This window comes from Rheinheimera sp. (assembly GCF_037442345.1).
GTDB lineage: Bacteria > Pseudomonadota > Gammaproteobacteria > Enterobacterales > Alteromonadaceae > Pararheinheimera.
The window spans coordinates 1-25,298 of sequence record NZ_JBBIQL010000010.1 but is presented as its reverse complement, the minus strand read 5'-3'; the positions used below and the strand labels follow the sequence as shown (position 1 = coordinate 25,298).

25 protein-coding genes and 1 tRNA gene are annotated in these 25,298 nt (G+C 53.0%); 14 read left to right on the top strand and 12 right to left on the bottom strand.

The features are described from left to right. Positions 1-8: 8 nt before the first annotated feature. Positions 9-827 (bottom strand): hypothetical protein, encoded by an 819-nt coding sequence (locus WKJ04_RS07410; RefSeq protein WP_337879844.1) that lies wholly within the window; start codon positions 825-827, stop codon positions 9-11. Between the two features lie 114 nt (positions 828-941). Here WKJ04_RS07410 and bla point away from each other — a divergent pair, with 114 nt between their 5' ends. Further along, entirely contained in the window at positions 942-1,688 is a 747-nt protein-coding gene (gene bla, locus WKJ04_RS07405) for a subclass B1 metallo-beta-lactamase (RefSeq protein ID WP_337879843.1), read from the top strand. On the opposite strand, the gene WKJ04_RS07400 is transcribed toward bla, so the two are convergent. Next, positions 1,685-2,545: an EamA family transporter gene (locus tag WKJ04_RS07400; protein WP_337879842.1), complete on the bottom strand. Its 861-nt coding sequence runs from the start codon at positions 2,543-2,545 to the stop codon at positions 1,685-1,687. The two genes, bla and WKJ04_RS07400, sit on opposite strands and share 4 nt — an antisense overlap. 163 nt (positions 2,546-2,708) lie before the next feature. On the opposite strand from WKJ04_RS07400, the gene WKJ04_RS07395 reads away from it, so the two are divergent. The 6 genes from WKJ04_RS07395 (at position 2,709) to WKJ04_RS07370 (ending at position 10,409) form a co-directional block, all read left to right on the top strand. Beyond that, positions 2,709-3,704, top strand: a complete 996-nt coding sequence (locus WKJ04_RS07395) for a M20/M25/M40 family metallo-hydrolase (protein WP_337879841.1) — start codon at positions 2,709-2,711, stop codon at positions 3,702-3,704. Positions 3,705-3,793: 89 nt separating this feature from the next. After that, the gene (sbcD, locus tag WKJ04_RS07390) at positions 3,794-5,014 is read left to right on the top strand and encodes an exonuclease subunit SbcD (protein WP_337879840.1); all 1,221 of its coding nucleotides are present in this window, start codon (positions 3,794-3,796) and stop codon (positions 5,012-5,014) included. Beyond that, a complete protein-coding gene (locus WKJ04_RS07385; RefSeq protein ID WP_337879839.1) occupies positions 5,011-7,887 on the top strand; it encodes an AAA family ATPase in 2,877 nt (958 codons plus the stop codon). Before sbcD ends, WKJ04_RS07385 begins: the two co-directional genes overlap by 4 nt. Positions 7,888-8,007: 120 nt before the next feature. Further along, a complete protein-coding gene (locus tag WKJ04_RS07380) occupies positions 8,008-8,697 on the top strand; it encodes a tetratricopeptide repeat protein (protein WP_337879838.1) in 690 nt (229 codons plus the stop codon). A gap of 57 nt (positions 8,698-8,754) precedes the next feature. Further along, a complete protein-coding gene (locus WKJ04_RS07375) occupies positions 8,755-9,810 on the top strand; it encodes a histidine kinase (RefSeq protein WP_337879837.1) in 1,056 nt (351 codons plus the stop codon). Further along, positions 9,810-10,409 (top strand): response regulator transcription factor, encoded by a 600-nt coding sequence (locus tag WKJ04_RS07370; RefSeq protein ID WP_337879836.1) that lies wholly within the window; start codon positions 9,810-9,812, stop codon positions 10,407-10,409. The genes WKJ04_RS07375 and WKJ04_RS07370 overlap by 1 nt, the downstream gene beginning before the upstream one ends. Positions 10,410-10,440: 31 nt before the next feature. Here WKJ04_RS07370 and WKJ04_RS07365 read toward each other — a convergent pair whose 3' ends face one another. Both WKJ04_RS07365 and WKJ04_RS07360 read right to left on the bottom strand, forming a co-directional pair. Then, positions 10,441-11,199, bottom strand: a complete 759-nt coding sequence (locus WKJ04_RS07365) for a DUF481 domain-containing protein (RefSeq protein ID WP_337842353.1) — start codon at positions 11,197-11,199, stop codon at positions 10,441-10,443. Then, a complete protein-coding gene (locus tag WKJ04_RS07360) occupies positions 11,196-12,020 on the bottom strand; it encodes a mechanosensitive ion channel domain-containing protein (RefSeq protein WP_337879835.1) in 825 nt (274 codons plus the stop codon). Before WKJ04_RS07360 ends, WKJ04_RS07365 begins: the two co-directional genes overlap by 4 nt. A gap of 168 nt (positions 12,021-12,188) precedes the next feature. Between WKJ04_RS07360 and WKJ04_RS07355 the strand changes: the two genes are divergently transcribed. From WKJ04_RS07355 to WKJ04_RS07345, 3 genes are all read left to right on the top strand, one after another. Next, a tRNA-His gene (locus WKJ04_RS07355) sits at positions 12,189-12,264 on the top strand. 61 nt (positions 12,265-12,325) lie between these two features. Next, positions 12,326-12,862, top strand: a complete 537-nt coding sequence (locus WKJ04_RS07350) for a DUF1285 domain-containing protein (RefSeq protein WP_337879834.1) — start codon at positions 12,326-12,328, stop codon at positions 12,860-12,862. Positions 12,863-12,939: 77 nt separating this feature from the next. Then, complete coding sequence (locus tag WKJ04_RS07345; RefSeq protein ID WP_337879833.1) at positions 12,940-14,220, top strand: amidohydrolase family protein; 1,281 nt, start codon at positions 12,940-12,942, stop codon at positions 14,218-14,220. A 22-nt stretch (positions 14,221-14,242) separates the two neighbouring features. Here the strand turns inward: WKJ04_RS07345 and WKJ04_RS07340 are convergent, their stop codons facing one another. From WKJ04_RS07340 to rsd, 4 genes are all read right to left on the bottom strand, one after another. Beyond that, a complete protein-coding gene (locus WKJ04_RS07340) occupies positions 14,243-14,701 on the bottom strand; it encodes a DUF2489 domain-containing protein (protein WP_337879832.1) in 459 nt (152 codons plus the stop codon). Between the two features lie 5 nt (positions 14,702-14,706). Beyond that, on the bottom strand, positions 14,707-15,255 hold the full coding sequence (gene yihI, locus WKJ04_RS07335) for a Der GTPase-activating protein YihI (protein ID WP_337879831.1): 549 nt from the start codon (positions 15,253-15,255) through the stop codon (positions 14,707-14,709). A 67-nt stretch (positions 15,256-15,322) separates the two neighbouring features. Beyond that, positions 15,323-15,967: a class I SAM-dependent methyltransferase gene (locus WKJ04_RS07330; protein WP_337879830.1), complete on the bottom strand. Its 645-nt coding sequence runs from the start codon at positions 15,965-15,967 to the stop codon at positions 15,323-15,325. Between the two features lie 427 nt (positions 15,968-16,394). After that, on the bottom strand, positions 16,395-16,880 hold the full coding sequence (gene rsd, locus WKJ04_RS07325; protein ID WP_337879829.1) for a sigma D regulator: 486 nt from the start codon (positions 16,878-16,880) through the stop codon (positions 16,395-16,397). Positions 16,881-17,008: 128 nt separating this feature from the next. Here rsd and nudC point away from each other — a divergent pair, with 128 nt between their 5' ends. Then, the gene (nudC, locus tag WKJ04_RS07320) at positions 17,009-17,830 is read left to right on the top strand and encodes an NAD(+) diphosphatase (protein WP_337879828.1); all 822 of its coding nucleotides are present in this window, start codon (positions 17,009-17,011) and stop codon (positions 17,828-17,830) included. Between the two features lie 228 nt (positions 17,831-18,058). Further along, positions 18,059-19,141 (top strand): uroporphyrinogen decarboxylase, encoded by a 1,083-nt coding sequence (hemE, locus tag WKJ04_RS07315; RefSeq protein ID WP_337842344.1) that lies wholly within the window; start codon positions 18,059-18,061, stop codon positions 19,139-19,141. Positions 19,142-19,181: 40 nt separating this feature from the next. Here the strand turns inward: hemE and sthA are convergent, their stop codons facing one another. Together sthA and WKJ04_RS07305 are read right to left on the bottom strand one after the other, a co-directional pair. Continuing rightward, on the bottom strand, positions 19,182-20,597 hold the full coding sequence (gene sthA / locus WKJ04_RS07310) for a Si-specific NAD(P)(+) transhydrogenase (RefSeq protein ID WP_337879827.1): 1,416 nt from the start codon (positions 20,595-20,597) through the stop codon (positions 19,182-19,184). Positions 20,598-20,688: 91 nt separating this feature from the next. Beyond that, positions 20,689-21,807, bottom strand: a complete 1,119-nt coding sequence (locus WKJ04_RS07305) for a fatty acid desaturase (protein ID WP_337879826.1) — start codon at positions 21,805-21,807, stop codon at positions 20,689-20,691. Positions 21,808-21,902: 95 nt separating this feature from the next. On the opposite strand from WKJ04_RS07305, the gene fabR reads away from it, so the two are divergent. Then, complete coding sequence (gene fabR / locus WKJ04_RS07300; RefSeq protein ID WP_337879825.1) at positions 21,903-22,511, top strand: HTH-type transcriptional repressor FabR; 609 nt, start codon at positions 21,903-21,905, stop codon at positions 22,509-22,511. Here the strand turns inward: fabR and trmA are convergent. Beyond that, complete coding sequence (gene trmA, locus WKJ04_RS07295) at positions 22,501-23,595, bottom strand: tRNA (uridine(54)-C5)-methyltransferase TrmA (RefSeq protein WP_337879824.1); 1,095 nt, start codon at positions 23,593-23,595, stop codon at positions 22,501-22,503. The two genes, fabR and trmA, sit on opposite strands and share 11 nt — an antisense overlap. Before the next feature lie 148 nt (positions 23,596-23,743). Between trmA and murI the strand changes: the two genes are divergently transcribed. Continuing rightward, the gene (gene murI, locus WKJ04_RS07290; RefSeq protein ID WP_337879823.1) at positions 23,744-24,571 is read left to right on the top strand and encodes a glutamate racemase; all 828 of its coding nucleotides are present in this window, start codon (positions 23,744-23,746) and stop codon (positions 24,569-24,571) included. Here the strand turns inward: murI and WKJ04_RS07285 are convergent. Continuing rightward, a complete protein-coding gene (locus WKJ04_RS07285) occupies positions 24,544-25,041 on the bottom strand; it encodes an RNA-binding protein (protein WP_337879822.1) in 498 nt (165 codons plus the stop codon). The two genes, murI and WKJ04_RS07285, sit on opposite strands and share 28 nt — an antisense overlap. Positions 25,042-25,298 lie beyond the last annotated feature (257 nt).

Genomic DNA, 25,298 nt, shown 5'->3' with positions numbered 1-25,298 from the left:
TTTCGCTGCTACAGGCTTTTGCGTTTCGTGGCACAAATAAAGGCGAAACTGCCTGGCATGACTAATTCCGGATACCGTACCTTATTAAATAAAGCCCAGCCGCCCTGATACCGGCCGGGTTCCAGCCGCTGCATATACTCACCGCCTTTCTGGCCATCCAGCATGGCTATCACCCGGTTGCCCTCCACTGCAAAGCCGTCTTTATGGGGGTCCAGAAACAGGCCTTTGGTCACCAGAACCCGGTCATTACACAGCTGAGCGGTCAATACCAGGCGTTTCTGGCTGTCGCGGATTTTCAGGGTCATCACTTCGTAACTGAATTCCCAACCGGCCGGGCAGTGCTGCAGTTCCCCCTGCACCACCTGCACTAAGGGCTGGCCCTGAGTGTCCGACAGCACAAAGGAAAAACTCAGCCAGTGCCGGTCAGCATGCAAACAAAAAAATACCTGGCCGTTTACCCAAATCAGCGGGTGTTCACCACCCGCATCCGGCAAATCGGCGTACAGTGTGTTCATGCCCACCGACAACTGGATACGCCGATCCGGGTCGAATTTAAAGCCGGGCAGGTGTTGCCTGTCCAGGTTGATCGGGTGTTGTGCTCTTTGCTCCAGTGTAGACGGGCTCAGCAGGTTTTTTTGCAACTGACGTTGATGCAAAGGGCAAATGGCCAGCAGCTCTGGCTGTCCCTCCAGTTGAAAATACTGGTAGACTGGACAGCCACAAAAAATGCAGCCAAAGCCGCAATGGCGGCGGCTTTGCTGCTTTTGCTCCGCACTTAAAGCGGCGGGTTGGTGAAGCCGGCTGGCTAACAGGCTATGGGGCTGCATAACAGATCATCTGAACTTTGTGCTGCCAGAGTAAGGCAAGTTGCAGGCCTTGCCCAGTGGCTGCTATAAAAAACTTTAGACCTTGTACCCTTGAGGTACAAAGAGGGTATCCATTTGAAGCTATTCAGTTTTATCTTGTCCTTTTTGCTGTGGTTGTCGGCAGTACTGCCTGTGCAGGCCGAACCAAAAGCACTGCAGCTGAGCCCGGATCTCGAAGTGATCCAGCTGAGCCCGGATCTCTGGGTGCACCGCTCCTGGTACAGTTTTCCGAACGGCGTGCGTTTTTATTCCAATGGTGTGCTGGCGCGTTATCAGGGCAAAATCTGGATCATCGACACGGCCTGGGGCAATGAGTCCACTGAAAAGTTATTGGACTGGGTGCAGACTGAACTGAAGTTACCTGTACACAGTGTGGTGGCGACTCATTCGCATGCCGACAAAACCGGCGGTTCAGCGCTGTTGTACCAGCGGCAGATCCCGTTTTTCAGCTCGGCCCAGACCCGTTTGCTGAGTATCAAAGAAAATATTCCGTTGCCACAGTCGCTGGGACGTTTTGATGTGGGGCAAAAAATATCGCATGGACCTTTTGAGCTGTATTACCCAGGCCCAGGCCATACCAAAGACAATCTGGTGGCTTATCTGCCACAGGCACAGGTACTGGTGGGCGGCTGTGCCATTAAAGCGCCACGTTTTCCAGGGCTGGGTTATATAGCCGAAGCGGATCTGGCGCATTGGCCCAAAGCGCTGCAGGCGATGCGGCAGCAGTATAGCCAGGCCACTGTGGTGGTGCCCGGCCATGGCGAAATTGGTGATATGCGGCTCATTGACTACAGCCTGAATCTGTTTAAAGTGAAGTTCTAGGGCGCTTTTTTTGCCGTCAGGCTGCTGCCCAGCGAGGCGGTAATCACCGCCGCTATGGCGCCCCATTGCAGCAGGCTGAGCTGCTCGGACAAAATCAATAAACCGGCCAGAGCCGCGATGGCCGGTTCCAGGCTCATCAGAATACTGAAACTCTGCGCTGGTAGCCGTTTTAACGCCACCATCTCCAGGCTGTAAGGAATGGCGCTGGACATCAGAGCCACCGCCAGACCAAACAGCAACACAGAACCATCCAGCAGCGCAGAGCCTGCACTGACCACGCCGATGGGCACCAAAAAGCAGGCGGCCACACCCATGCCAATGGCCACAGCGGCACCGCCACTGATAGCGCCGCCACTGCGCTGCCCATAAATAATATAACCAGCCCAGCAGGCCCCGGCGCCCAACGCCAGTACCACCCCCAGCGGGTCCAGTACCGCCTGTTCGCCTTGCCAGGGCAGCAGACAGGTGATCCCAAGAATGGCCAGCGCTACCCAGAGCAAATCCAGCTTACGTTTGGACGACAGCAGGGCCACCGCCAGCGGGCCGGTAAACTCCAAAGCGACGGCGATGCCAAGCGGGATCCGGGCTATCGCCAGATAAAACATCAGGTTCATGCCACCCAGACAAAGCCCATACAACACAATGGCCTGGCGGCTTTTGCCTTGTGGCCAGTGCCGCCAGGGCTGAAACACCAGCGACAGCAAAAGGGCAGCAAAACCAACCCGCAGCGCAGTGGTGCCTTCGGGCCCTATCAGGGGAAACAAGGTTTTGGCGATGGAGGCGCCGGATTGGATCACCATCATGGCAATCAGCACACTGACAATAGCGAACAAAAACTGGCGTGATAAAGCAGGCACGGAACATCTCATGACGGCGGATTCAACTGGCGCTAGTGTAGCTGGTTTCAGTGCTGGCCACCGCTACTTTCCAGCGCAAAAAGCCTGCTGTTGGTCGGTGGCCGGCTTTGCAATACACAACTGGCGCAGTAGCCTGTCAGGTTTTGAGCAGCGGACAAGCGAAATGCGTTTTTTCCTGAAACTGAGTGTGGCGACGGTGGTGCTGGGGGGAGTGGGTTGGTTTGGCTGGCCGCAGTACCTGCAATGGATGACTCAACTGGAGCAGCAGCGGCTGGCAGCGCAACCTGCGCCAGTGGTGTCACAGATGCCGGAGCGGCTGGACTGGCCGCAACAGCTGGCGGATTTACAGCAACTGGCTTCTGAGGCTATGGCGGGTCGGGGCACAGGGCAACCCGGTGGCCTGGCCGCGCAACACTGGCTGGTGCAGCAGTTTGAAAAAATTGGCCTGATACCAGCGGGCACTGAAGGGTATCGCCAGCCTTATCAGGCCAGGTCAGGTAAAGCCGCTGACCATCAGGGGGCGGCCAATGTACTGGGTAAAATTGCCGGCACAGACCCTGCACTGCCCATGCTGGTGATCACCGCTCATTACGACCATTTAGGTGTGCAGGAGGGGCAGATTTATCATGGTGCGGATGACAATGCCTCAGGGGTGGCCGCTCTGCTGGCGCTGGCCCGTTATTTTAAACAGCACCCGCCCCGCCATACCTTGTGGTTTGTTGCTGTGGATCATGAAGAACAAGGTATGTGGGGCAGCAGGATGCTGTTTGAACAGCAGTTGCTGCAGCCGGAACAGATAAAACTCAATATCAATCTGGATATGTTAAGCCGTGACACGGCCCGGCAGTTATTTGCGGTGGGCGCTTATCATCAACCCAGGCTGGAACCTGTTCTGCAGCAGCTGCAGCAGCAAAGCTCAGTCCGGTTGTTATTGGGCCATGACCGGCCTCAGTGGCTGGCCGGCCATACACCAGACTGGACCACGGGCTCTGACCATCATATCTTCCATCAGCACGGCATCGACTTTGTCTATTTTGGTGTGCCAGACCACCCGGATTACCACCAGCCCACCGATACTTCAGACCGTATCGATCCGCAGTTTTACCGCGAGGTCAGCGAAACTGTGCTGAGCAGCCTGTTATTGTTTGATGCAGAGTAGGTTATGCTAAGGCCATGATTTTCTGAGAAGCGCTCTCTTTTCCAGAGCGCTTTTTTTAAGGCACTTGCTGCCGGGAATAAAACGGCCTTATGCGAATTTTACACAGCTCCGACTGGCATCTGGGGCAACACTTTATCGGCAAAAGCCGCGCGGCTGAACATCAGGCGTTTTTTGTCTGGTTAAAGCAACAGATTGAACACCACCAGGTCGATGCACTGATTGTCGCCGGTGATATTTTTGACACCAGCACCCCACCCAGTTATGCCCGCGAGTTGTACCACCAGCTGGTGGTCGATCTGTTGCCGACTGGCTGTCAGTTGATTTTATTAGGTGGCAACCACGATTCTGTGGCTGTGTTGCAGGAAAGCCAGAGCCTGTTGGCCAAACTGCATACCCGGGTGATCCCGGGCTGGCTGGGGCAGCCAGAGCCACATCTGCTGACACTGGCGGATAAACAAGGCGAGCCCGCAGCTTTGTTGCTGGCGTTGCCCTTTTTACGCAGCCGCGATGTAGTGCAAAGCCAGAGCGGCGACAGCGCCCAGGCCAAACAACAACAGCTGCAGCAGGCCATTGCTGACGTCTATCAGCAGCTGTATCAGTTGGCCCTGCAGCGGCGGCAGGAACTGGGCCTGGAGCTGCCCATTTTGGCCTCTGGCCATCTGACCACAGTAGGCGCCAGCTGCACGGAATCGGTGCGGGATATTTATATTGGCACTTTGGATGCCTTCCCAGCCAGCGCTTTCCCGCCGGTCGATTATCTGGCGCTGGGCCATATTCATCAGCCGCAGCAAATCGCCAGCAATCCGTTCTGGCGCTACAGCGGCTCGCCTTTGCCGCTGAGTTTTGATGAAAGCCGCCAGCAAAAGTCGGTGGTGCTGCTGGAGCTGAATGGCACTGAACCCAAACTGGAATTGCTGCCTGTGCCTTGTTTTCAGCCGATGTTGAGCCTGAAATGTGAACTGAAGCAGCTGGATGCTTTGCTCACACCAGCCCTGGAGCAACTGAAAGCCGGGCAAAAACTCTGGCTGGAACTGCAACTGACCGGCGCTGATGCATTGCTCAGCGAATTGCATCAGTTGGTGCAGCAGCAACTGGCCGATTTGCCGGTGGAGCTGCTGAAATTGCGCCGCGCCCGATCTGCGCTGGTCAGCGGCCTGAACAGTGACGCAAACATCAGCCTGACGGAACTGGCGCCTGCGCTGGTGCTGCAGCAACGGCTGGAGCAGGAAGAGCTCAGTGCTGAGCAGCAACAGCAGTTTCAGCAGATGGTGGCCGGCTTGCTGCTGCAATTGCAGGAGGGCGGGGTATGAAAATCCGTACTGTCCGGCTGCAAAACCTGAATTCGCTGAAAGGTGAGTGGCGTATTGATTTCACAGCCCCGCCTTTAGCAGACACCAATTTATTTGCCATTACAGGCCCGACCGGCGCCGGTAAAAGTACCATTCTGGATGCGATATGCCTGGCCCTGTACCACCAGACGCCCCGGCTGAAACAACTGTCGCAAAGCAGTAACGAACTGATGAGCCGCCATACCAGTGAATGCCTGGCTGAGGTGGAGTTTGAAGTGCGGGGAGAGGTGTATCGTGCCTTCTGGAGCCAGCGCCGTTCCCGTGGCGCTGTTGATGGCAATCTGCAGGCCGCTAAAGTGGAGCTGGCGCGCGCCGACGGCCAGATCCTGACCGACAAAAGCAACGAAAAACTGAAGCTGACCGAGCAACTGACCGGCCTGGATTTTGGCCGTTTTACTAAATCCATGTTGCTGGCTCAGGGTGGTTTTGCTGCGTTTCTGAATGCGCCGGCCAATGAACGCGCTGAGCTGCTGGAAGAGCTGACCGGCACTGAAATTTATGGTCAGTTGTCGGTGGCAGTGTTTGAACGCACTAAAGAAGAAAAAAATCAGCTGGAGTTGCTGCTCGCCAAACTCTCAGGGGTGCAGTTGCTGGATGCCGGGCGCCGGGCTGAGCTGACGGCTGAAGCCGAACAACTGAGCACAGAGCAACAACAACTTCAGCAACAACAACAGGCATTGTTGCCTTTGGTGCGTTGGCGTGAGCAGTTGCAGCAGGCTGAAAACCGCCAGCAACAAGCGATGGCCCAACAGCAGCAGGTGCAGGCTGAACAGCAGCGCCAGCACAGTGCCCTGGATAAGCTGCAGCGTTTTGAGCAGCACAGCCCTTTGTTAAGCCAGTACCAGCAATTGCAGCAGCACAGGGAGCAGACCTCGGCGGCACAACAGAGTTATCAGCAGCAACATCAGCAACTGGCTCTGCAGCAACAACAGTTGCAACGGCAGATTGCAGCAGGGCTGATGGCCAGCCAGCAACAGGAGTACAGTGCCAGACAACAACAGCAGCAGCTTTTCGCAGAAGGGCAGCAGCTGCAACAACAGCTGCAGGGGCACAACAGCGATCTGCCAGAGTTGCAGCAGCAGGAAGAGCGCCAACGCCAGCAACTGGAAGTGGTGCAACAACTGACCCAGCTGCAGCAGCAACAACAGCGGCTGGAACAGCAAAACCAGGGCTGGCGGCAGCAGCTGGAAGAATTAACCCCGGCGGTGCAACAACAGGAGCTGCAGGTACAGCAACTGCGACAACGGTACCGAGAGCTGGACAGCCAAAGTCAGGACAAACAGAAGTTGTTGCAACAGGAGCGGCTGATCCTGCAATTGGCTGGCCACAGAGCCCGGTTGCAACCCGGGGAAGCCTGTCCTTTATGTGGCAGCGAACAGCACCCGGCCATTGAACACTATCAGCAACTGGAACAAAGCCAGACCGAACAGCAGTGGCAACAACTGCAGCACGAACAGCAACTGGTGTTGGAACAAGGCAAAGCGGCAGCCGAACAAAAAGCAGCGCTGCAGGCCCGTGTCGAGCAGCTGCAACAACAACTGGCACACCAGCAGCAGGAGCAGGCTCAATTGCAGCAGCAGTGGCAGCAGTTGGTGCAACTGCTCAGTGCCCAATGGCAGTCGCAACTGCCGCAGGGGCTGATCGCGCTGCAACAACAACTGCAACAGCAGTTGAAACACACACTGGCACAGCGCACGCTGTTGCAGCAGTGGCAACAGAATCAACATCAGCTGGCACTGCAACAGAAAGACCTGCAGCAGCTGCAACACCAACTGCAATTCTGGCAACAACAGGCCAGTACCTGGCAGGTAGAGGCTGACGGGGGCTCAACCCAGCCAAGCGCGGATCTGGCCGGATTACAACATCAGGTGCAGCAACACAGCGCTGCCTTACAGAAGCAACTGGGCCAACAGGAACAAAGTGCCCGGCAGTTGCAGCAGTGGCAGCAGCAACTGGAACAACAACAACAGCTGTGGCAGCAGCAGCTCAGCAGCGCAGCTTTTCAGAGCGAAGCCGCCTTTCTGGCGATTTTGCTGAGCCCTGAACAGGTGGCTGAGCTGAGCCAGCTGAAACAGCAACTGCAACAACAGGCGATAGCGGCAGAGGCAGAATGCCAGCATGCCCGGCAGCAACTGCAGCAGTTGCAGGCACAGCAACTGACCGGGCTGGATTTGCCGCAACTGACAGCGCAACAGCAGCAGATACAGCAACAGATGCTGGAGCTGGTGGCAACTTTGGCCAGCCTGCAACAGCAACTGGACGCCGACCGGCAACAGCAACAACAACAGCAGCAACTGGCGATGGCAATAGAGCAGCAACAGCAGCAACTGATCAGCTGGCAGCAACTGAACAGCCTGATTGGCTCTTCGGACGGTGCGCGCTTTCGCCGCTTTGCCCAGGGCTTAACCCTGCAACAACTGGTACAGCTGGCCAATGCCCAGCTACAGCGGCTGCACAGCCGCTATCAGCTGAAACGCAAAGCCGATGCCGAGCTGGATTTAGTGGTCGTCGACAGCTGGCAGGCCGACGTGGAACGCGACACCAAAACCTTGTCAGGCGGCGAAAGTTTTCTGGTCAGTCTGGCACTGGCACTGGCATTGTCTGATTTGGTGTCGAGTAAAACCCGCATTGACTCGTTGTTCCTGGATGAAGGTTTTGGCACCCTGGACCCGGATACCCTGGACAGCGCGCTGGCGGCGCTGGACCAGCTGAATGCCAGTGGCAAACAGATTGGTGTCATCAGCCACGTGGAGGCATTAAAAGAGCGTATTGCAGTGCAGATCCGGCTGGAGAAGCAGCAGGGGCTGGGCTACAGCACGCTAAAGGTGTATTAAGGCTGAAAAACAGATGACATTTGTCAGGTGCAACTGGTGACTTTTGTGCCTGCCGCAGTGCTGGCTGACTTCCGATAATGACACCACACCAACGGGGTGTTATGAAAAAGGAAAGTAAAAATGAAGCCATTACTTATTGCTCTGACCCTGCTGACTACTGCAGTGCAGGCTGCCAGCATTGACCAGATTGACGCGGCCGCCAACCGCATGCAACTGACGCAGCTGACGGACTACGCCAAAGGAACTGAGGTCAGTTATCCGCAGGCCTACGCCCAGTACCGGCTGGCGGTGATCAGCCAGGTGGCTGGCAACTCTGAACAGTTTTCGGCTGCTTTGCAGCAGGCGCGTCAGACGCTGGAACAGCTGACGGCACAACAGCCGGATGCAGAAAATCTGGCGTTGCTGTCATCCGTGTATGGCCTGATGATCAGCGAAAGCCCGCTGAAAAACGGCGCCAAATATGGCAAAAAAGCCGCAGAAGCCCTGGCGAAAGCGGAACAGCTGGCACCGGACAATCCACGGGTACTGCTGGTCAAAGCTATTTCTGCCTTCAACACGCCAGCTGTCTTTGGGGGCAGTAAAACGGCCGCAGCAGAACTGGCCAGCCAGGCCATAGCGCAGTTCAGCCGGCCCTGCACACAAATCTGCTGGGGCCAGGAAGAAGCGTATACCTGGCGTGGACTGGCCAGCATGGATGCCGGCAATAAAGACGCGGCTGTGGCCGACTGGCAACAGGCGCTGCAACTGAACCCGGATTACGGCTGGGCCCGTTTTCTGTTAGAACAACAGCAGCGTTACAGTCAAAACTAAGCAGTGTTGACGCTAAACAGCAGGCTGGCCGGAGTCCGGCCAGCCCTAAGGACAGGTATGGATCAGAAAGAATCGCGGCTGAAATGGGTGTACCTGGTGAATCTGGTGTTTTACCTGGTGCCTGTGTGGTTCCGGCCCTACAGCTTGATGGAGATTGGCTGGCAGCTGCTGGCTCTGGCTGGGTTTCTGGTCTGTTATTTTTATGCCTATTCCACGCAGAAACGCCGGACCTTGCTGGGGGCGCTTGGTATAGTGCTGGTGGCGAGCCTGATCACCCCTGTCACTTTTGGTTCCATCAGCCTGTTTGCTTTTGCGGCCTTTTTCTTTGGTTTTGCGTTACCTCTGCGCTATTTCGCGCTGCTGATCCTCGGCTTGGGCTGCTGGATCACGCTGCTCGGCTGGTGGCTCTTTGATGGGGTCTGGGAGTTCAGTCTCTATGGCAACCTGCTGGTGCTGGGTATTGGCACTATGGGCCAGGTAGAGCAATGGCGGCAAAAGGTGCAACGCCAGCAGCAACAAAGCAAAGCGGAAATCAGTCAGCTGGCTGCGCAGCTGGAGCGGGAACGGATTGCCAGAGATTTGCATGATATTCTGGGGCACAGCCTGTCCAGTGTGATTCTGAAGGCGGATTTAGCCGCACAGTTTCTGCAGCGTGGCCAGCAGGCCGAGGCTTTGCAGGAAGTTCAACAACTGGGTGTGATTGCCCGCGAAAGCTTATCAGCGGTACGGCATACCGTGGCTGGATACCGCCATAAGGGTTGGGACAGCACAGTGCAGCCGTTGCTGGAATTATTACGTCAGGCTGGTTTTGCGGTGGAGCTGAACGGGCAATGGCAAGACCTGACAGAGCAGGAGGAGCAATGCCTGGTGCCCGTGCTGACCGAACTGATCACCAATATTATCCGCCACTGTCAGGGCCGGCAGGTGTGGCTGACGCTGCAGCAGACCGGAGAGCAACGTTCGTTAGTGATCACAGACGATGGTGCCTGCAGCACTATAGAGGCGGGTCAGGGGCTGAAAGGCATTGCTGAACGCCTGAGCTTGCTGGGCGGGCAGCTGAGCTGGCAGACTGACCCCACCCGTTTTCACCTTCAGATCCCAAGGACAGCCTGATGACACGTATTTTGCTGGCCGAAGATCAGGCCATGGTGCGGGGTGCTTTGGCTGCCTTGCTGCGCCTCAGCGGTCAGTTTGAGGTGACCGAAGCTGAACATGGTCTCGCCGCCCGGACTTTGCTGCAGCAACAGCAGTTTGATTTATTGCTCACCGATATTGAAATGCCGCTTTGCAGCGGTCTGGATCTGGCGCTTTATGTGCAGCAACAGCAGTTGCCTGTCCAGGTCATGATTCTGACCACTTTTGGCCGCTCCGGTTATGTGCAGCGGGCGCTGGAATCCGGTGTCAGGGCCTTTTTGCTGAAGGACGCCCCTATAGAGCAGCTGACTCAGGCCATCAGCCAGGTGTTGCAGGGTAAAAAAGTGATAGACCCGGAGTTATTGCTGAACGCCTTGGGCGAAAAAGACCCGCTGACCGAAAAGGAACGGCAGGCACTGCGTCTGGCCGGCGAAGGTAAAACCACCGCGGAGATTGCCGCGGCTTTGTATATTGCCGAAGGCACGGCGCGGAATTATTTGTCTGAAGCCATCAGCAAACTGCAGGCGGGCAACCGGGTTGACGCAGCCCGGATTGCCCGGCAAAAAGGCTGGCTTTGATGCCAGCCTGCCAGAGCTGGCATCCATCCGTTTAAAACGAATACACCAGGGTTAACGAGGTTTGGGTATCGGTTTTCTGTTTGCCAACAGGCACCTTGCTGTCGTTTTGCACGGAAAAGGCCGCTTTCATCTGCAGGCGGCCATTGAGCTTGCTGGTTAGCGAACTTTCAGCCACTGTCCTTTTGTTGTCTTCACCATATTCCAGCGCCACTGTTTGTTTAAAACGGGCATTGTCGCTCAACTGCCAGCGAAAGGTTGCGGCGCTGCGGACCAACAGGCCGTTTTCCTGTTCGCCGGCATCGGTTTTACCGCGGGCATAACCAGGACCAATTTCGCCGTCCAGCGACATGTCCTTTGTCTTAAAGATCTGATCGCCATACCCAATGGCGACGGTGCTGTATTCGGTGTAAGCGCCAAAACGGTCATCTATATGGGAGCCATAAATAAACAGCCGGGCCGAATCTGAATCAAGCCGGTAACCGCCTTTGGCGGAGGCTGCATAACGTTCGGCTGAGGTCTGTATCAGGGTATTGCCATCATCGGTGGTGGTTTCATCGCGTTTATAAAAAGCACTCAGGCTGTATTCGTTCGACCAGTGCTCCATCTCATGGCTGGAATCTATTTTGCCGGTGACTGAGGTACCTTTGGTGTTACCTGACGTGGTGATGGCTCCCAGCTCGGCGGTGGTGCTCCAGCCTAATTTGGGTTCGTCAGAGGCTGTGGCTGAAGTGTCTTCGGCCTGTGCCGCGATACAGCTGCATGCAAGCAGGGAGAGGACCAGGTATTTCATGGGTTCGTTTCCTTTTTCAGATGGACATCCATTTGCGGAAATGGAATTTCGATGCCTTGTTCGTCAAAACTGAGCTTGATGTTTTCCAGCAGGCTCCAGTAAACCGGCCAGTAATCGGCTGCATTGACCCAGCTGCGCACAATCAGGTTCACGCTGCTGTCGGCCAAAGCGCCCACTGCGATCAGCGGGTCAGGTTCTGCCAGAATACGACCATCGGCCTTCACCAGTTGTTCCAGAATCAATTTGGCTTTGCGTAAATCTGAGCCGTAGCTGATGCCAACCACTAAATCGACACGGCGGGTGGCTTCGGCGGAATAGTTCACTATGGCACCGCCGGTAATTTGCGAATTGGGCACAATAATGCGTTTGTTGTCGACACTGCGCAGAATGGTCTGGAAGATTTCGATTTTCTCTACTGTGCCTGAAACACCTGCTGTATCAACGTAATCACCAGCTTTAAAAGGACGGAACAGAATAATCAGCACACCGGAGGCAAAATTGGATAAAGAGCCTTGCAGCGCCAGTGCTACGGCCAGGCCTGCTGCACCCAACATGGCAATAAAAGATGCGGTCTGGATACCGACCTGTGACAACGCAATCAGGATAAACAGCACCATAATGGCCGTCTGAATAATACCGCCTAAAAAAGACACCACGGCTTTGTCGACTTTACGGCTCAGTAAGGCTTTTTCCAGCATACGGGTCAGGTTTTTGGACAACCAGCGGCCGACATAGAGAATAATCAGCGCCACCAGGATCTTAACGCTGTAGGACAGGATCAGCTGTTGGTTGTCGCTGATAAAATCAATAAATTGTTGCATTGTGACTCCTTCAAACCAGACAGCGCAGAGGAGTAGTCTCTGCGTTTCTGGCCTAACCCTAACACAGCGGTCCGGCTGGCCCAAGCCTGAACAGGCTTAACAGCACGCTGCACATGATAAAAAACAGTTGCATAAACAGAGTGATTCGCTAGAATGCGCGCCTCTGCGGTGACTGTAGCTCAGTTGGTAGAGTCCCGGATTGTGATTCCGGTTGTCGTGGGTTCGAGCCCCATCAGTCACCCCACTTCCCCTTTAGCTGTGTTACTCTTTTTTCATCTCTGGTCCTTTTCACCTGTATTTTTTCTATGAACCTCAACCTGCTGCAGCAGCAACTGCAACAACCCAATCTGGCTCCGCTGGAGCTGTGGGACCCACCTTTTTGTGGTGATTTGCCCCTGCGGATCGCTGCCGATGGCCGCTGGTGGTATCAGGGGTCGGTGATTGAACGCGAGGCCCTGGTCCGGCTCTTTGCGTCGGTGCTGCTGTGCCGCGACCAACAGTATTTTCTGCTGACGCCGGTCGAAAAAGTGCGGATCCAGGTGGAGGATGCGGCTTTTGTTATCACAGAGCTGGCTTCACTGGATACCGATCAAGGGCCGGTGCTGCAGGTGACAACCAATTTGCAGCATCAGATGTTAATCAGCGCTGAATACCCTCTGCAGCTGTTGCCTCAGGCCAATGGTCAGCTCTTACCTTATCTGCAGTTATGGCGGGGTCTGACTGCCAAATTCAGTCGCAACTGTTATTACCAGTTGGTTGACTTGGCAGAGGAGCAGGCAGGGCAGTTCTTTGTATATTCTGGCGGGCAAAAGTTCCTGTTGGGGGCTTCAGCTTCCGGTTGAAGCAATGACAGGTTGCGGAAAAAAACGGCCTGCTTCATAGTCAACTGAACCCTATAAAACAAGAACAAGGAACAGCAATGAAGACGCAAATAACAGTGCTGGCACTGGCGGTATTGGCCGGGCCAACGCAGGCCGCGACCCTGATCCATGCAGGACGGCTGATTTCTGCCGAGGACAATCAGGTCAGGCAGCAGGTCACGGTGCTGGTGGAAGGCGACAGAATCAGTGCCGTCAAACAGGGTTATCAGGCCGCAGGTGCAGCAGATACACTGATCGATCTGAAAAACCATACCCTGATGCCTGGGCTGATGGATATGCATACCCACTTCTCTACCCAAATGGGGCCAGGCAGTTACAGCGAAGACTTCACGATGAATGAAGCCGACTTTGCACTGCGTGGTGCCACCTTTGCCGAAAAAACCCTGATGGCGGGCTTTACCACAGTGCGGGAGTTGGGCGATACCCACCGTATCAGCACCGCGCTACGTAAAGCCATTCATCAGGGGTTGGTCAAGGGGCCGCGTATTTTTACTGCGGGTAAATCGCTGGCAACGACTGGCGGTCATGCAGACCCAAGCAATGGGGTGGCCTATTTTCTGATGGGCGACCCTGGCGCCAAAGAAGGGGTGATCAATGGGCCGGATGAAGCCCGTAAAGCCGTGCGGCAGCGGTATAAAGAGGGGGCTGATCTGATTAAACTGACCGCCACTGGCGGTGTGCTCAGTGTCGCGAAAAGTGGCTCCAACCCTCAGTTTACCCAAGCAGAGTTAGAGGCAGTGGTTAGCACGGCCAAAGACTATGACATGACAGTGGCTGTGCATGCGCATGGTAAAGAAGGCATGGAGCGAGCCATAAAGGCAGGAGTCGACTCCATCGAACATGGCACTCTGATGGACAAAAACACCATGGCGCTGATGAAAAAACACGGCACTTATTACGTACCAACCATCAGCGCCGGCAAATGGGCGGCTGACAAGGCCGTCACTCCGGGCTTTTTCCCTGAACTGGTGCGGCCTAAAGCGTTGGCCATTGGCCCGAAGATTCAGCAGACTTTCGCGGACGCCTACAAAGCCGGTGTCAAAATTGCCTTTGGGACCGACTCTGGCGTGGGAGCGCATGGAGATAACTGGAAAGAGTTTATTTATATGACCGAAGCGGGTATGCCGATGATCGAAGCCATTCGGGCCGCGACTATTGAAAGTGCAAAACTGCTGAAGGCGGATGCCGAATTAGGCACGGTCACCGCAGGGAAACTGGCGGATTTGGTTGCGGTGCCGGGCGACCCCTTGCAGGAACCTGCCCTGATGGGCCAGGTCAGTTTTGTGATGAAAGCGGGTCAGGTGTATAAACAGCTGTAGCCGGATTGAACAAGCCGCTTGTTTAAGCGGCTTTTTTCAGCCAGTCGAGCAGAGTGCCGACATCGGCCAGAATGGCATCTTTTAAATTAATTTCAGCCTGTTGCCGGATATGGTCCAGATGACGGATTTCTTTTTTATCCCGCTCTTTACGTGCCTGATGGGTTGGCATGTCTTTGACCACTTCATACATTTGAAACAGGGCTGGATACTGAGTTCTGGCTTCGGGTTTTTGCCCCAGCTGCAAATGATCCAGCAGGACCCAAATCCGCAAAGCCCCTTCTGACAATTCACATTGACCTTCTTGCATGGCCCGGGCGATCAGGTCGATGCTTTCAAACAGGTAGGCATTTTTCTTCTGTACGTCGGCTTGCTGTTGTTGCTTTTGTTGCTGCAACAAGCGCAATAAGCGGCCAAGGTACAAACTTAAGCCCGCCACCAGTAAGGTCGCCAGGCCAAAGGCAATAATCCATCCGGTTGTCAAAACTGTTAATCCTCACCCAGAATTTCTTTGCGCCAATCGGTTTGTTCCAGTTTAGCCAGTGGGTCGAGCTCTTCTTCCTCGTCCTCGTCGTCCAGTCCTAATAACTCAACGAGTTCGGCGTGGCGCGCCGTTTTGGCGTTAAAGTACTTGGCTTCTTTGCCTTTGAGAATTTCGCCCTGATCAACACGGTCTAACAGTGCAGCCAAGGTTGCATCGTTTTCAATCTGAGCCAGCTCTTGCTCCGGGCTTAAGGCGGGGGCTTTGGCTTTGCTCAGCTGTGCCACGGGCTGCAGGTTCTTGCTGTCCATCAGCTTTTGTTCAGCCTGAGTCAACACCAGTGGGATAGGTGTCTTGCTGCCGTGGCGTGGGTCTTTTTTCCCTGAACCTTGAGAGTTTTTCTGCTCTGCGGGTGGTGAATGCCGGCTGCCGGATTTTAATCCCGAACCTTTCTTTTTGGTTTCAGGCGCACGGGTGCGATCCTGTCGGGCTTCTGCCGCAGGTTTGTGTCTGACACCAATCTGGCCTGAGGTGCGGGTTTTTTTAATCCGGGTCATAAAGTCTGCCTCTGAAAAAGGGCGCGTATTTTAACCAGTTTACTGCGAAAAGCCCAGTCCCTGGCCGTTAATTCTGTTTTTGTAAAAGAACGACATCCGGCGCCGGAAATTCCACAGTAAAACCATCACGTTGGGCTAAAAACTCGAAGGTTTTTTCGTGGAAAAAGCTGATATGGGTCGGGTCATTTTTATAATGCCAGTTCGCGAAACCTTTCAGATCGATATAGCGCTTGGTCATAATGGCGAGTACTGCTGCTGGTTTTAACAGCCGTTGCCATAAGTGCCATTCCTTTGCCGGTGCAGCAAAATGCTCAATGGCTTCAGAGCAGCTGATAAAATCGTAGCTTTGGTTCAGGGGCGCCGGGTCCGGTGCGAAGTAGGGGTCCCAGATGGCCATCCTTTGACCCTGCTCGGTCAACATTTGTGCCAGTAAAGGACCGGGTCCGCAGCCAAAATCCAGACCAGACAAACCAGTGCGGCCCAACTTCTGTTGCAAAGGCTTCGCAAGACGATTCAGAAACTGGCGATACCCAGGGTCATCGCAATGATTCTGATGCAGGTCGTACTGTGCTTTTTCCGCTGCAGCGGATAAATGATCTGTGGCAGCGACAAAAACCAGAGCGCACTGCGGACAACGCCAATACGGCCGTTTTTTATCCTGATGAAACAGAGAACTGTCGGGGTGAAAACAGAGTGGGCAATGCACTGACATAAGCTGAAAACAAAAAGGGCGATACCTGATGGTACCGCCCTCTGAGGAAGAGTGTCTAGTCAGACACGAATTCTGCTTAAGTCATCCTGACGGGGACCGACCCCCTGTCTTGCAAGCATCCAGTTATTGTTGCGCAATTTCCCTATAGAGGTTGTTATTCGCGATCATCCTGATACTTTCTGGTTCATCCGTGCTGTGTTAAGAAACACAATAGCATCATTTTTGATGTTGCATTAAAGCGTACTACCGCACTGCTGCTGTCCTTGCTGCTGGTCCTTGTTTTTAGCGTGTTACCGGAGGCAACGTGACTAACCATACTCCAATTTCACTGAATGACAAGATGTTTTGCAGAAAAAAACGACGAAATGTGGAACTTTTTTAATCAGCAGACCAGCGGACACTGGCCTGCCAAAACGAAGGGGAATTATCAGGCAGAAACCACGTCGCTGTGTTTGTTATGCAGGGTCTGGATCAGCTGATCCTCATAATCGAAACGTTCCACCAGCACCTGGCCCAATTCAGACAAGTCCTGATCAAAAGCTGCAGTCCATTGATCGTCAGTCACTTCAGCGTACTTGTCATTGAATTCCAAGGCTACATCAGTGGACGCAGAAATTTTGGGGGTCAGAGCATCAGCCAGCTTGCGGCTGTCATGGCCGTTTACTGCACATTCGGACACGATGCGTTCATACATTTCAAAATGCCCGGCAGACAGGTAATCCATCAGTTTCTGGCAAAATGCCTGAACTTCAGAGTTGGCAGGCAAAGACTGTTGGCTTTTTTTGTCGAATGGAGGCAATGCGGCCAGTTTGCAATAGCTGACAATCAGGCGCTGTCTGTCGTCAAGCCAGGTGTCGATAGCGGTTAAACGACCACCCCATTTTTGTTGAGCTGTTTCCAGGCGGGTGAACATATCTGAGCCCTCAGATCAAAAATTTACTGCTGTTAACCTCTAATTAAAAGAATTCTGCAATAAAGATCAACTACTTTTTTATTGGTCAGCCCAGTGTTTGGTTCTATGATGGCGCAGCGAAACGGATGGTGAACGAGGTGTCTATGATCCGCCACAGCCTGCCTTATGCAAAAGCAAGAACAGGATATTGGTATGTAGTTTCTCAGGGAAAATTGTATTTGCCGGATGCTGAACAGCCGCCCCAACCCCAGAGCCTGCAGCAGTTGGGGCTGGAACTGGATGGCACCGAGATGCTGTGCCAGATTGGTGAAATTGACCAGACCCCATGTTACCTGTTGCAGTATCAAGACAGGCCTGAACCTGAACACCATTGGCACAGTGCCAGACAGTTTCTGGCCTTTGGTGAGCCGCATTTTGAACATGCGGCCAGAGCGAGTCAGGTGGCGCTGTTTTTGCAAACCCATAAATTTTGTGGTCAATGTGGCAGCAGCATGCACTTGGTGAACTGGGAGCTGGCAGCGCTCTGCCATAAGTGTGGCCATCGTTGTTATCCTCGGATCAACCCTTGTGTATTGATTGCTGTCGTGAATTCGAAAAATCAATTGTTACTGGCGCGCTCGGCACGGCACAAAAGCGGCTTTTTTTCGATTTTGGCGGGCTTTGTCGAATCGGCTGAGACACTGGAACAAGCGGCTGTACGTGAAGTGGCAGAAGAAGTCGGAGTGCGTATTGGTAATCTGCAGTATGTGGGCAGCCAGCCCTGGCCTTTCCCACATTCACTGATGACGGCTTTTATTGCCGATTATCAGGGGGGCGAATTGCGTTGTCAGCCGGATGAAATTGAAGAAGCGCACTGGTTTGATTTAGATAAGCTGCCGGAAGTTCCAGGCGAAGCGACCCTGTCAGGGCGGGTGATCCAACAGCTGGTCAAAGCCAATAGCAGAAAATAAAAAAGCCACTAAATCGTGGCTTAAGTGGAGTGTAACTTACGTTACCCGGACCTGTTTAAACAGGTTTCTTTCTTCTTGTTCTTTACTAGCGCAAGTAGTTTATAACAGATGTATTTTGGGCAGGCAACAGCTTTTTTTAACCGAAACTGAATACGCTGTGGGAAAACATAGTCATCAGAAAAACTTCAGTGATAAACTAACAAAAATTCAGAAGATGGCAGATAACAGATGCAATTAAAAAATGATCGGTATTTAAGGGCTTTACTGAAACAACCTGTGGATCGGACTCCTATTTGGATGATGCGCCAGGCTGGGCGTTATCTGCCAGAGTATCGTGCAACCCGTGCTCAGGCGGGCGATTTTATGTCCTTGTGTAAAAATCCAGAACTGGCTTGTGAAGTGACGATGCAGCCGCTGCGTCGTTATCCCTTGGATGCAGCCATTTTATTTAGCGACATTCTGACTATTCCTGATGCGATGGGTATGGGCCTGTATTTTGGTGAAGGTGAAGGCCCGCGTTTTACCAAACAATTGACTGATTTTATGGATGTGGTGCAGTTACCTGTGCCGGATCCGGAAGTTGAACTCAAATATGTGATGGACGCCGTGCGCACCATCCGTCGCGAACTCAATGGTTCTGTGCCTCTGATCGGCTTTTCCGGCAGCCCCTGGACTCTCGCTACTTACATGTTTGAAGGCGGTAGCAGCAAAACCTTCTCAAAAATAAAGAAGCTGATGTATACCGAGCCGGAGGCCGTACATATTCTGCTGGATAAGCTGACGCAGAGTGTGATCCTGTACCTGAATGCTCAAATTGCTGCCGGTGCTCAGTCTGTGATGATCTTTGACACTTGGGGTGGTGTGTTAACACCCCATGATTACCGAGAGTATTCGTTAAGTTATATGCAGCAAATTGTAGCCGGTTTAACCCGCCATGCGGATGGTCGCCAGGTCCCAGTTACCTTATTTACCAAAAATGGTGGTTTGTGGCTGGAAGACATTGCGGCGACCGGTTGTGATGGTGTCGGTTTGGACTGGACCATGGACATTCGCCATGCGCGTGCCCGTGTGGGGGATAAAGTGGCCTTGCAGGGCAATATGGACCCTGCCATTTTGCTTGGTACACCTGAACGTATTCGCCAGGAAGTTCAAGGCATTCTGGATGGTTACGGTATGGGGACTGGTCATGTGTTTAACCTGGGCCATGGTATTACGCCAGATGTGGACCCGGAAAAAGCGGGTATCTTTATTGATGCAGTGCAGACCTTCAGCCCGGCTTATCATATGCAAGCCACACTTCTGGAAGAATAAAAAGATCAAGGGGCCGGAAGGCCCCTTGTTGATCTCAGGGTTAAAACAGCCGGTTTAAGCCGTTCATTGCGGCGACCCGATACGCTTCGGCCATGGTTGGGTAGTTAAAGGTGGTGTGCACAAAGTACTCGATGGTATTGCCACCGTTCTTTTGCATCATAATGGCCTGACCTATGTGTACTATTTCCGCCGCGCGCTCGCCGAAACAATGGATACCCAGGATCTCTTTGGTATCACGGTGAAACAAAATTTTCAGGCTGCCGACACTGGTATTGGCAATTTGCGCCCTGGCCAGGTGTTTAAACTGGGCCCGACCCACTTCGTAAGGAATACGGGCTGCCGTCAGTTCCTGCTCATTCTTGCCGACTGAACTCATTTCCGGAATGGTGTAAATCCCGACAGGAATGTCGTCAATCAACCGGGTGTCGCAATGGCCATGAATAATCGAGTTGCCAGCAATCCGGCCCTGATCATAAGCTGCACTGGCCAGACTGGGGTACCCAATGACATCCCCTACGGCATAAATATTCGGCACTTCCGTCTGGTAGTTCTCATTGACTTTCAGCTGGCCGCGGCGGTCAGCCACCAGACCAACGGCAGACAGGTTGAGCAGATCGGTGTTTCCGGTGCGGCCATTGGCAAACAAAATGCAATCGGCTTTCATTTTTTTGCCGGATTGCAGGTGCAGGATCACGCCATCCTCACAGCCTTCAATATGGTCAAATTCTTCACCGTGGCGGATGGTGACACCGGAGTTCCAGAAATGGTAGCTCAGAGCGTCGGAGATTTCGGTGTCCATAAAAGCCAGCAGACGGTCCCGGGTGTTGACCAAATCAACCCGAACCCCTAAACCGCGGAAAATAGAGGCGTACTCACAACCTATCACCCCAGCACCAAAAATTATGATATGACGCGGGTCATCCTGCAGTGACAAAATAGTATCACTGTCGAAAATGCGGGGGTGACTGAAATCAACGTTTTCGGGTCGGTAAGGGCGAGAACCTGTGGCCAGTACTATGTACTCCGCTGAGATAATTTGGTCTGGAGCATCCGGTGTTTGAATGCGTAAGTGATTGGCATCAACAAAAGATGCAATGCCGCCTATGACTTTGACCCGGTTTCGTTCATAAAAACTGCTGCGCAGTTGCACCTGCTTGCGGATCACGCCGGCGGCGTGCTTCAGGATTTGTGGAAACGTCAGGTTGGACGACTGGTCGTCCATCTGAAACAAGGGGTTTTCTTTGTATTCAATAAAACGGCTGACCGAGTGGCGTAATGCTTTTGACGGGATAGTGCCCCAATGGGTGCAGCCCCCGCCCACTTTTTCATAACGCTCAATCACGGCGACGCGTTTACCGCTTTTCGCCAGATTCATCGCTGCCCCTTCACCCCCCGGGCCTGTGCCGATAATAATGGCGTCAAAATCGTACTGAACTGGTTTAGTTGTTTTAGCCACTGTGTTACCCCGTTGATTTCTATGGCCTTAGTGTACGCAGAATTCCGGAAAAACGGCGATAAAAAAGGCGGCTGGAGCCACCTTTTTTAGGTTAAACAAGTTGGGTGGTCAGCAGTCGCCACCTTTTCTGTTGGGCGCGCCAGTTGGCTTTCAGCTCGGCAACCCGGTGTTGCAGATCAAAGCCAGCGTAGTGTTCAGTCAATTGCTGTTTCTTTTGTTGCAACAGCGTTTTTTTCGCTTCGTAGTACAGCTGCAGTTTTTCTACCAACACATCGTACTCCTGCTGCAGCTTCTGTAACGTCAGCTCGGCATCCGGTAGGTGCAGTACCTGGGATTGGGCGCGCTTTAACTGCATTTGCGCTTTGGCTTTTTCAATGCGCTCTTGCGGGCAGACTTTCAGGTTGCGGGTTAAGCCAAGATAGGAACAGCTTTTAATCAGCCACTTGGTAGGGTCAAACTGCCACCATTTGATGCCGTTGCGGTAATCGTATTCAAAAATATGGTGGAAGTTATGGTAACCCTCGCCATAGGTCAGAAAGGCCAGCACGCCGTTGTCGCGGGCACTGTTTTGATCGGTATAAGGCTGACGACCCCAAATATGAGCCAATGAGTTAATAAAGAATGTGAAATGGTGGCTCAGCGTCAGGCGTAATACACCCACACTCAGTAACATGCCAAGGATACTGTCGGTCAGCACGCCCAACAGCAGAGGAATACCAAAATTGGTCAGTATGGTGAGCCACAGGTAATTGCGGTGTTGCCACATCACAATCTTATTATTCTGCAGGTCGCGTGCGTTGCTGTAATCCGAATAGGTTTGGCTTTGGTATTCGCGCAGCATCCAGCCAATATGGCTGAACCAGAAACCGCGTTGGGCGGAGTAGGGATCTTTGTCGTTTTGATCGACAAACTTATGGTGCACCCTGTGATCAGAAGACCAGTGCAGCGCGCTGTTTTGCAGTGCAAAAGCACCACCAATGGCGAAAATCCATTGCAACACAGGGTGAGCCTCGTAAGTTTTATGCGCCCAGAGCCGGTGATAACCTGCGGTAATAGATATACCGCAATAACCGAGGCACAGCACTGTGGCAATAATTTCTGTCCAGGTGAAACCTACAGCAATGGCATACCAGGGCACCAGGATCAGGGAAACTAAAAAGGTAGACGCAAACAGAATAATGTTGGTCCAGATCAGAGGTGGTTTATTCATTCAGATTGACTCAGCTTACAACTGTTCGCCAATTTAGCCGTGCAATGCAAGCGGGTCAAGGGCTAAAATGGTGAGCGCAGCAAAAGGAGCGGGCAGTGAGCAGAGCACAACAAAAAGAAAAAACCAGACGTGCAATTATAGATGCAGCTTTTCAGCAACTTAGCCCAGAGAAAGCCTATTCCAGCCTGAGCCTGCGTGAAGTGGCCAGAGAGGCTGGGATTGCACCAACCTCTTTCTATCGTCATTTTGCGGATATGGATGAGTTAGGGTTAACCCTGGTGGACGAAGCCGGCTTGATGCTACGTCAGTTACTGCGTCAGGCCCGCAATAAAATAGAAAACAACGGCAGTGTGATCCGCACCTCCATTGAAACCTTTATGGAGTTTGTGGTGAGTCACAGCAATGGCTTCCGTCTGTTACTGCGGGAACGTTCAGGCACCTCTGCCGCCTTTCGTAGCGCTGTGGCTCGCGAGATCCATCATTTTTCGGCTGAGTTGGCCGATTACCTGCGAAAGGAAACCGCTATCCCTGGGGAAATGGCGCAGGTGCAGGCCGATGCGATGGTCATCATAGTGTTTCATGCCGGCGCTGATGCGCTGGACGCGACCCCGGAACAGCGTCGCCACATTACCCAACGTACTATTATGCAACTGCGCTGGCTGGCTCATGGCGCAGCCAGCTATGGCCGCAAAGCTAAGGACTGATTTTCCGCAGCCAGACACCGGATTCAATGTGGTGGCTGTAAGGGAACTGATCAAATAAGGCAAAGGCCTGAATATGGTGAGTCTGGCTCAGAGTTTTCAGGTTGTGCGCCAGTGTCTCCGGGTTACAGGAAATGTAAATAATGTCTTGAAACTGGGAAACAAACTGCTCAGTGGCCGGATCCAGACCGGCCCGTGGCGGGTCCACCAGAATGGTATTCAACTGCAGATGCGATAAATCCAGCTGTTTTAGCGCCTGCCCTTGTGCCATCGCCGCGCTGACATCTTCGGCAGACATTTGCAGTACCTGCAGATTGGCTACCTTATTCAGCTCAATATTCAGTTGCGCCGATTTAATTGAACTGCGGGAAATTTCTGTAGCGACCACCTGACGAAAGTAAGGGGCCAGGGCCAACGAAAAGTTGCCGTTGCCGCAATACAACTCCAGCAAATCACCATCCAGTTGTTTGGCGATATCGCAAGCCCAACCCAACATCTGCTGGTTTACGCCGGCATTCGGTTGGGTAAAACTGTTTTCTACCTGTTGATAGCTCAGCTTGCGGCCCTGCACAGTCAGCTGTTCCATCACGAAATCACGATCGACCAGCACTTTTTGTTTGCGGGCGCGGCCAATAAAGTCCAAGGGCGCAAAGTCTGACAGCTCCTGCTTCAATGTAGCCGCCTGCTCTGCCCAGTTTTCCGCCAATGGCTTTTTATAGATCAGTGATACCAGTAACTCGCCACTTAAGGTACTGAGGTAATCCACCTGATACAGCTTGTGCCGCAGCTCTGGTTTTTGTTTGAGCTTCTCCAGCAACACGGGCATAAAGTCGGCGATGCGTTTACTGGCGACAGGGAAGTAGTCGATACGCTGCTTTTGTTTGGTTTCTGGGTCAAACATGATGTGGAACAGGTCGTCGCCTTCGTGCCAAATTCTGAACTCGGCGCGTTGCCGGTAATGGCTGGGTTCTGAACGAAACAACTGCAGGGCTGGCAAGGCATAGCCAGACAGCAATGCCGTTGTCTGGGCAGCTTTTTCTGCAAGCTGTTGTTCATAAAGTTCCGGGTACACTTGTCCCAATGCCATCTGCTGTTCTCCTGGCCAAAAAAGCGGCTTATTCTAAGGGCTTTTCTGCGAATGTCCATCTGGCCCGACAGATAGGCCTTATCACTCGATTGTTTCGGCTACAACTGCTCTGGCAGAATAGGCCCTTGCTTACTAAAGGTAGTCTCAGATGCGAATTGGTGTAATTGACAGTGGGGTCGGTGGTTTGTCCATTCTGAATGCAGTACGGGAAAGTGTGCCTGCACAGTATATCTATTGTATGGACAATCAATACCTGCCATATGGTACCAAAAGCGAACTCTTTATCCGTCAGCGTTTGCAGCAACTCACCCACCATTTGCTTGAACAATACAAGGTGGATTTGGTGTTGATTGCCTGCAATACCGCAACTACCCAGGCGGTGGACTATCTGCGCCAGCAGTTTGCGCTGCCTTTTGTTGGGGTGGTACCAGCTATTAAACCTGCAGCTCACTACTGTGGCATTCAACCCTTTGCGGTGTTGGCAACACAGGCCACAGTGAATGGCCCTTATATTGAACAGCTGGTCGCAGAGTTTGCGCCAAAAAATGATGTTCAACTGATTGCTTCAAGTGAGTTGGTGCTGTTAGCTGAGCAGAAGGTTTGGTATCGCTGTGATGTGACGGCCGAGGTGCGTCGGGTTTTGTTGGATACTCCGCTAGCTCAAAGCAATGTTGCCGCGTTAGTGCTGGGTTGTACACATTTCCCTTTTTTGACGGAAGAAATCCGCGCTTGTCTGGGACAGAGTGTCCGTCTGTTTGATACTGCCGAGGCTATTGCGCGGCGGGTGAAGCAGCTTCAGTTGCAGTTTGGTTTCAGTCAGCCAGAAGATGGGGTTGTGGATGTCTTTGTCAGTACTGCCGAATTGGATTTGATCCAGCAGGGGCGTTTGGCAGAGTTAGGGTTTGGCCAACACCAATGCTGGCCAAATCCGGCGGGAGTAGAACAAGCCTATTCTTCGGTCTCGTCGTTGTCCTGATCCTGACGCTCTTTCGCTTCACGGACCTTTAACGTGCGTTCCTGAAACTCAAAATCATTCAGTTTCTGGATCATCTTCGCAGCGTCTTTTGCTGCCACTTCAACAAAGCCAAAACCACGGCGGCGGCCTGTTTGACGATCTTTCATCAGGCGTACATTTACGACGACGCCAAATTTCTGGAATAGTTCACGTACTGCATCTTCGTTGGCACGATAAGGTAAATTGCCTACATATAAGGTGGAGGTTTCGCCCTGGTAGTTTGTTTTAGCGGCCGGCCGGTTTGGACTGGTTTCCAGTTCAGCCCCTTTGGTCTGCACCAGAATAGGGATTAGCACACCGGCCAGCACAACACCGAGTGAAACCAGGGTGGCGGCGTTTAACCCCAGGTCAGGCAGAAAAGAAAATATCAGATACGTCAGAATGGCTAAGGCCAGTGTAAAAGGTAATGAGCGTTGTAAGTTAGTCCACATAACAATTCCCTAAGTCATTATAAAAACAGTCAGATCAGAAAGACGCATTAAATAGCTTTCTTATATTAGCGATTAGATCTTAAGCAGCCAACTGCTAAATCGCTGTGAACAAAGGGAGTTTCCGTATCAATTCTATACATATCGGTGGTTTAACCGCCAAACGATCCTGAAATCGCCAAAAAGTTATATTTCCCTGTTGCGCGAGTTCAAAAACTCCCTATAATGCGCGCCATGCCGACGGGGTGAAGCGAAAGCGA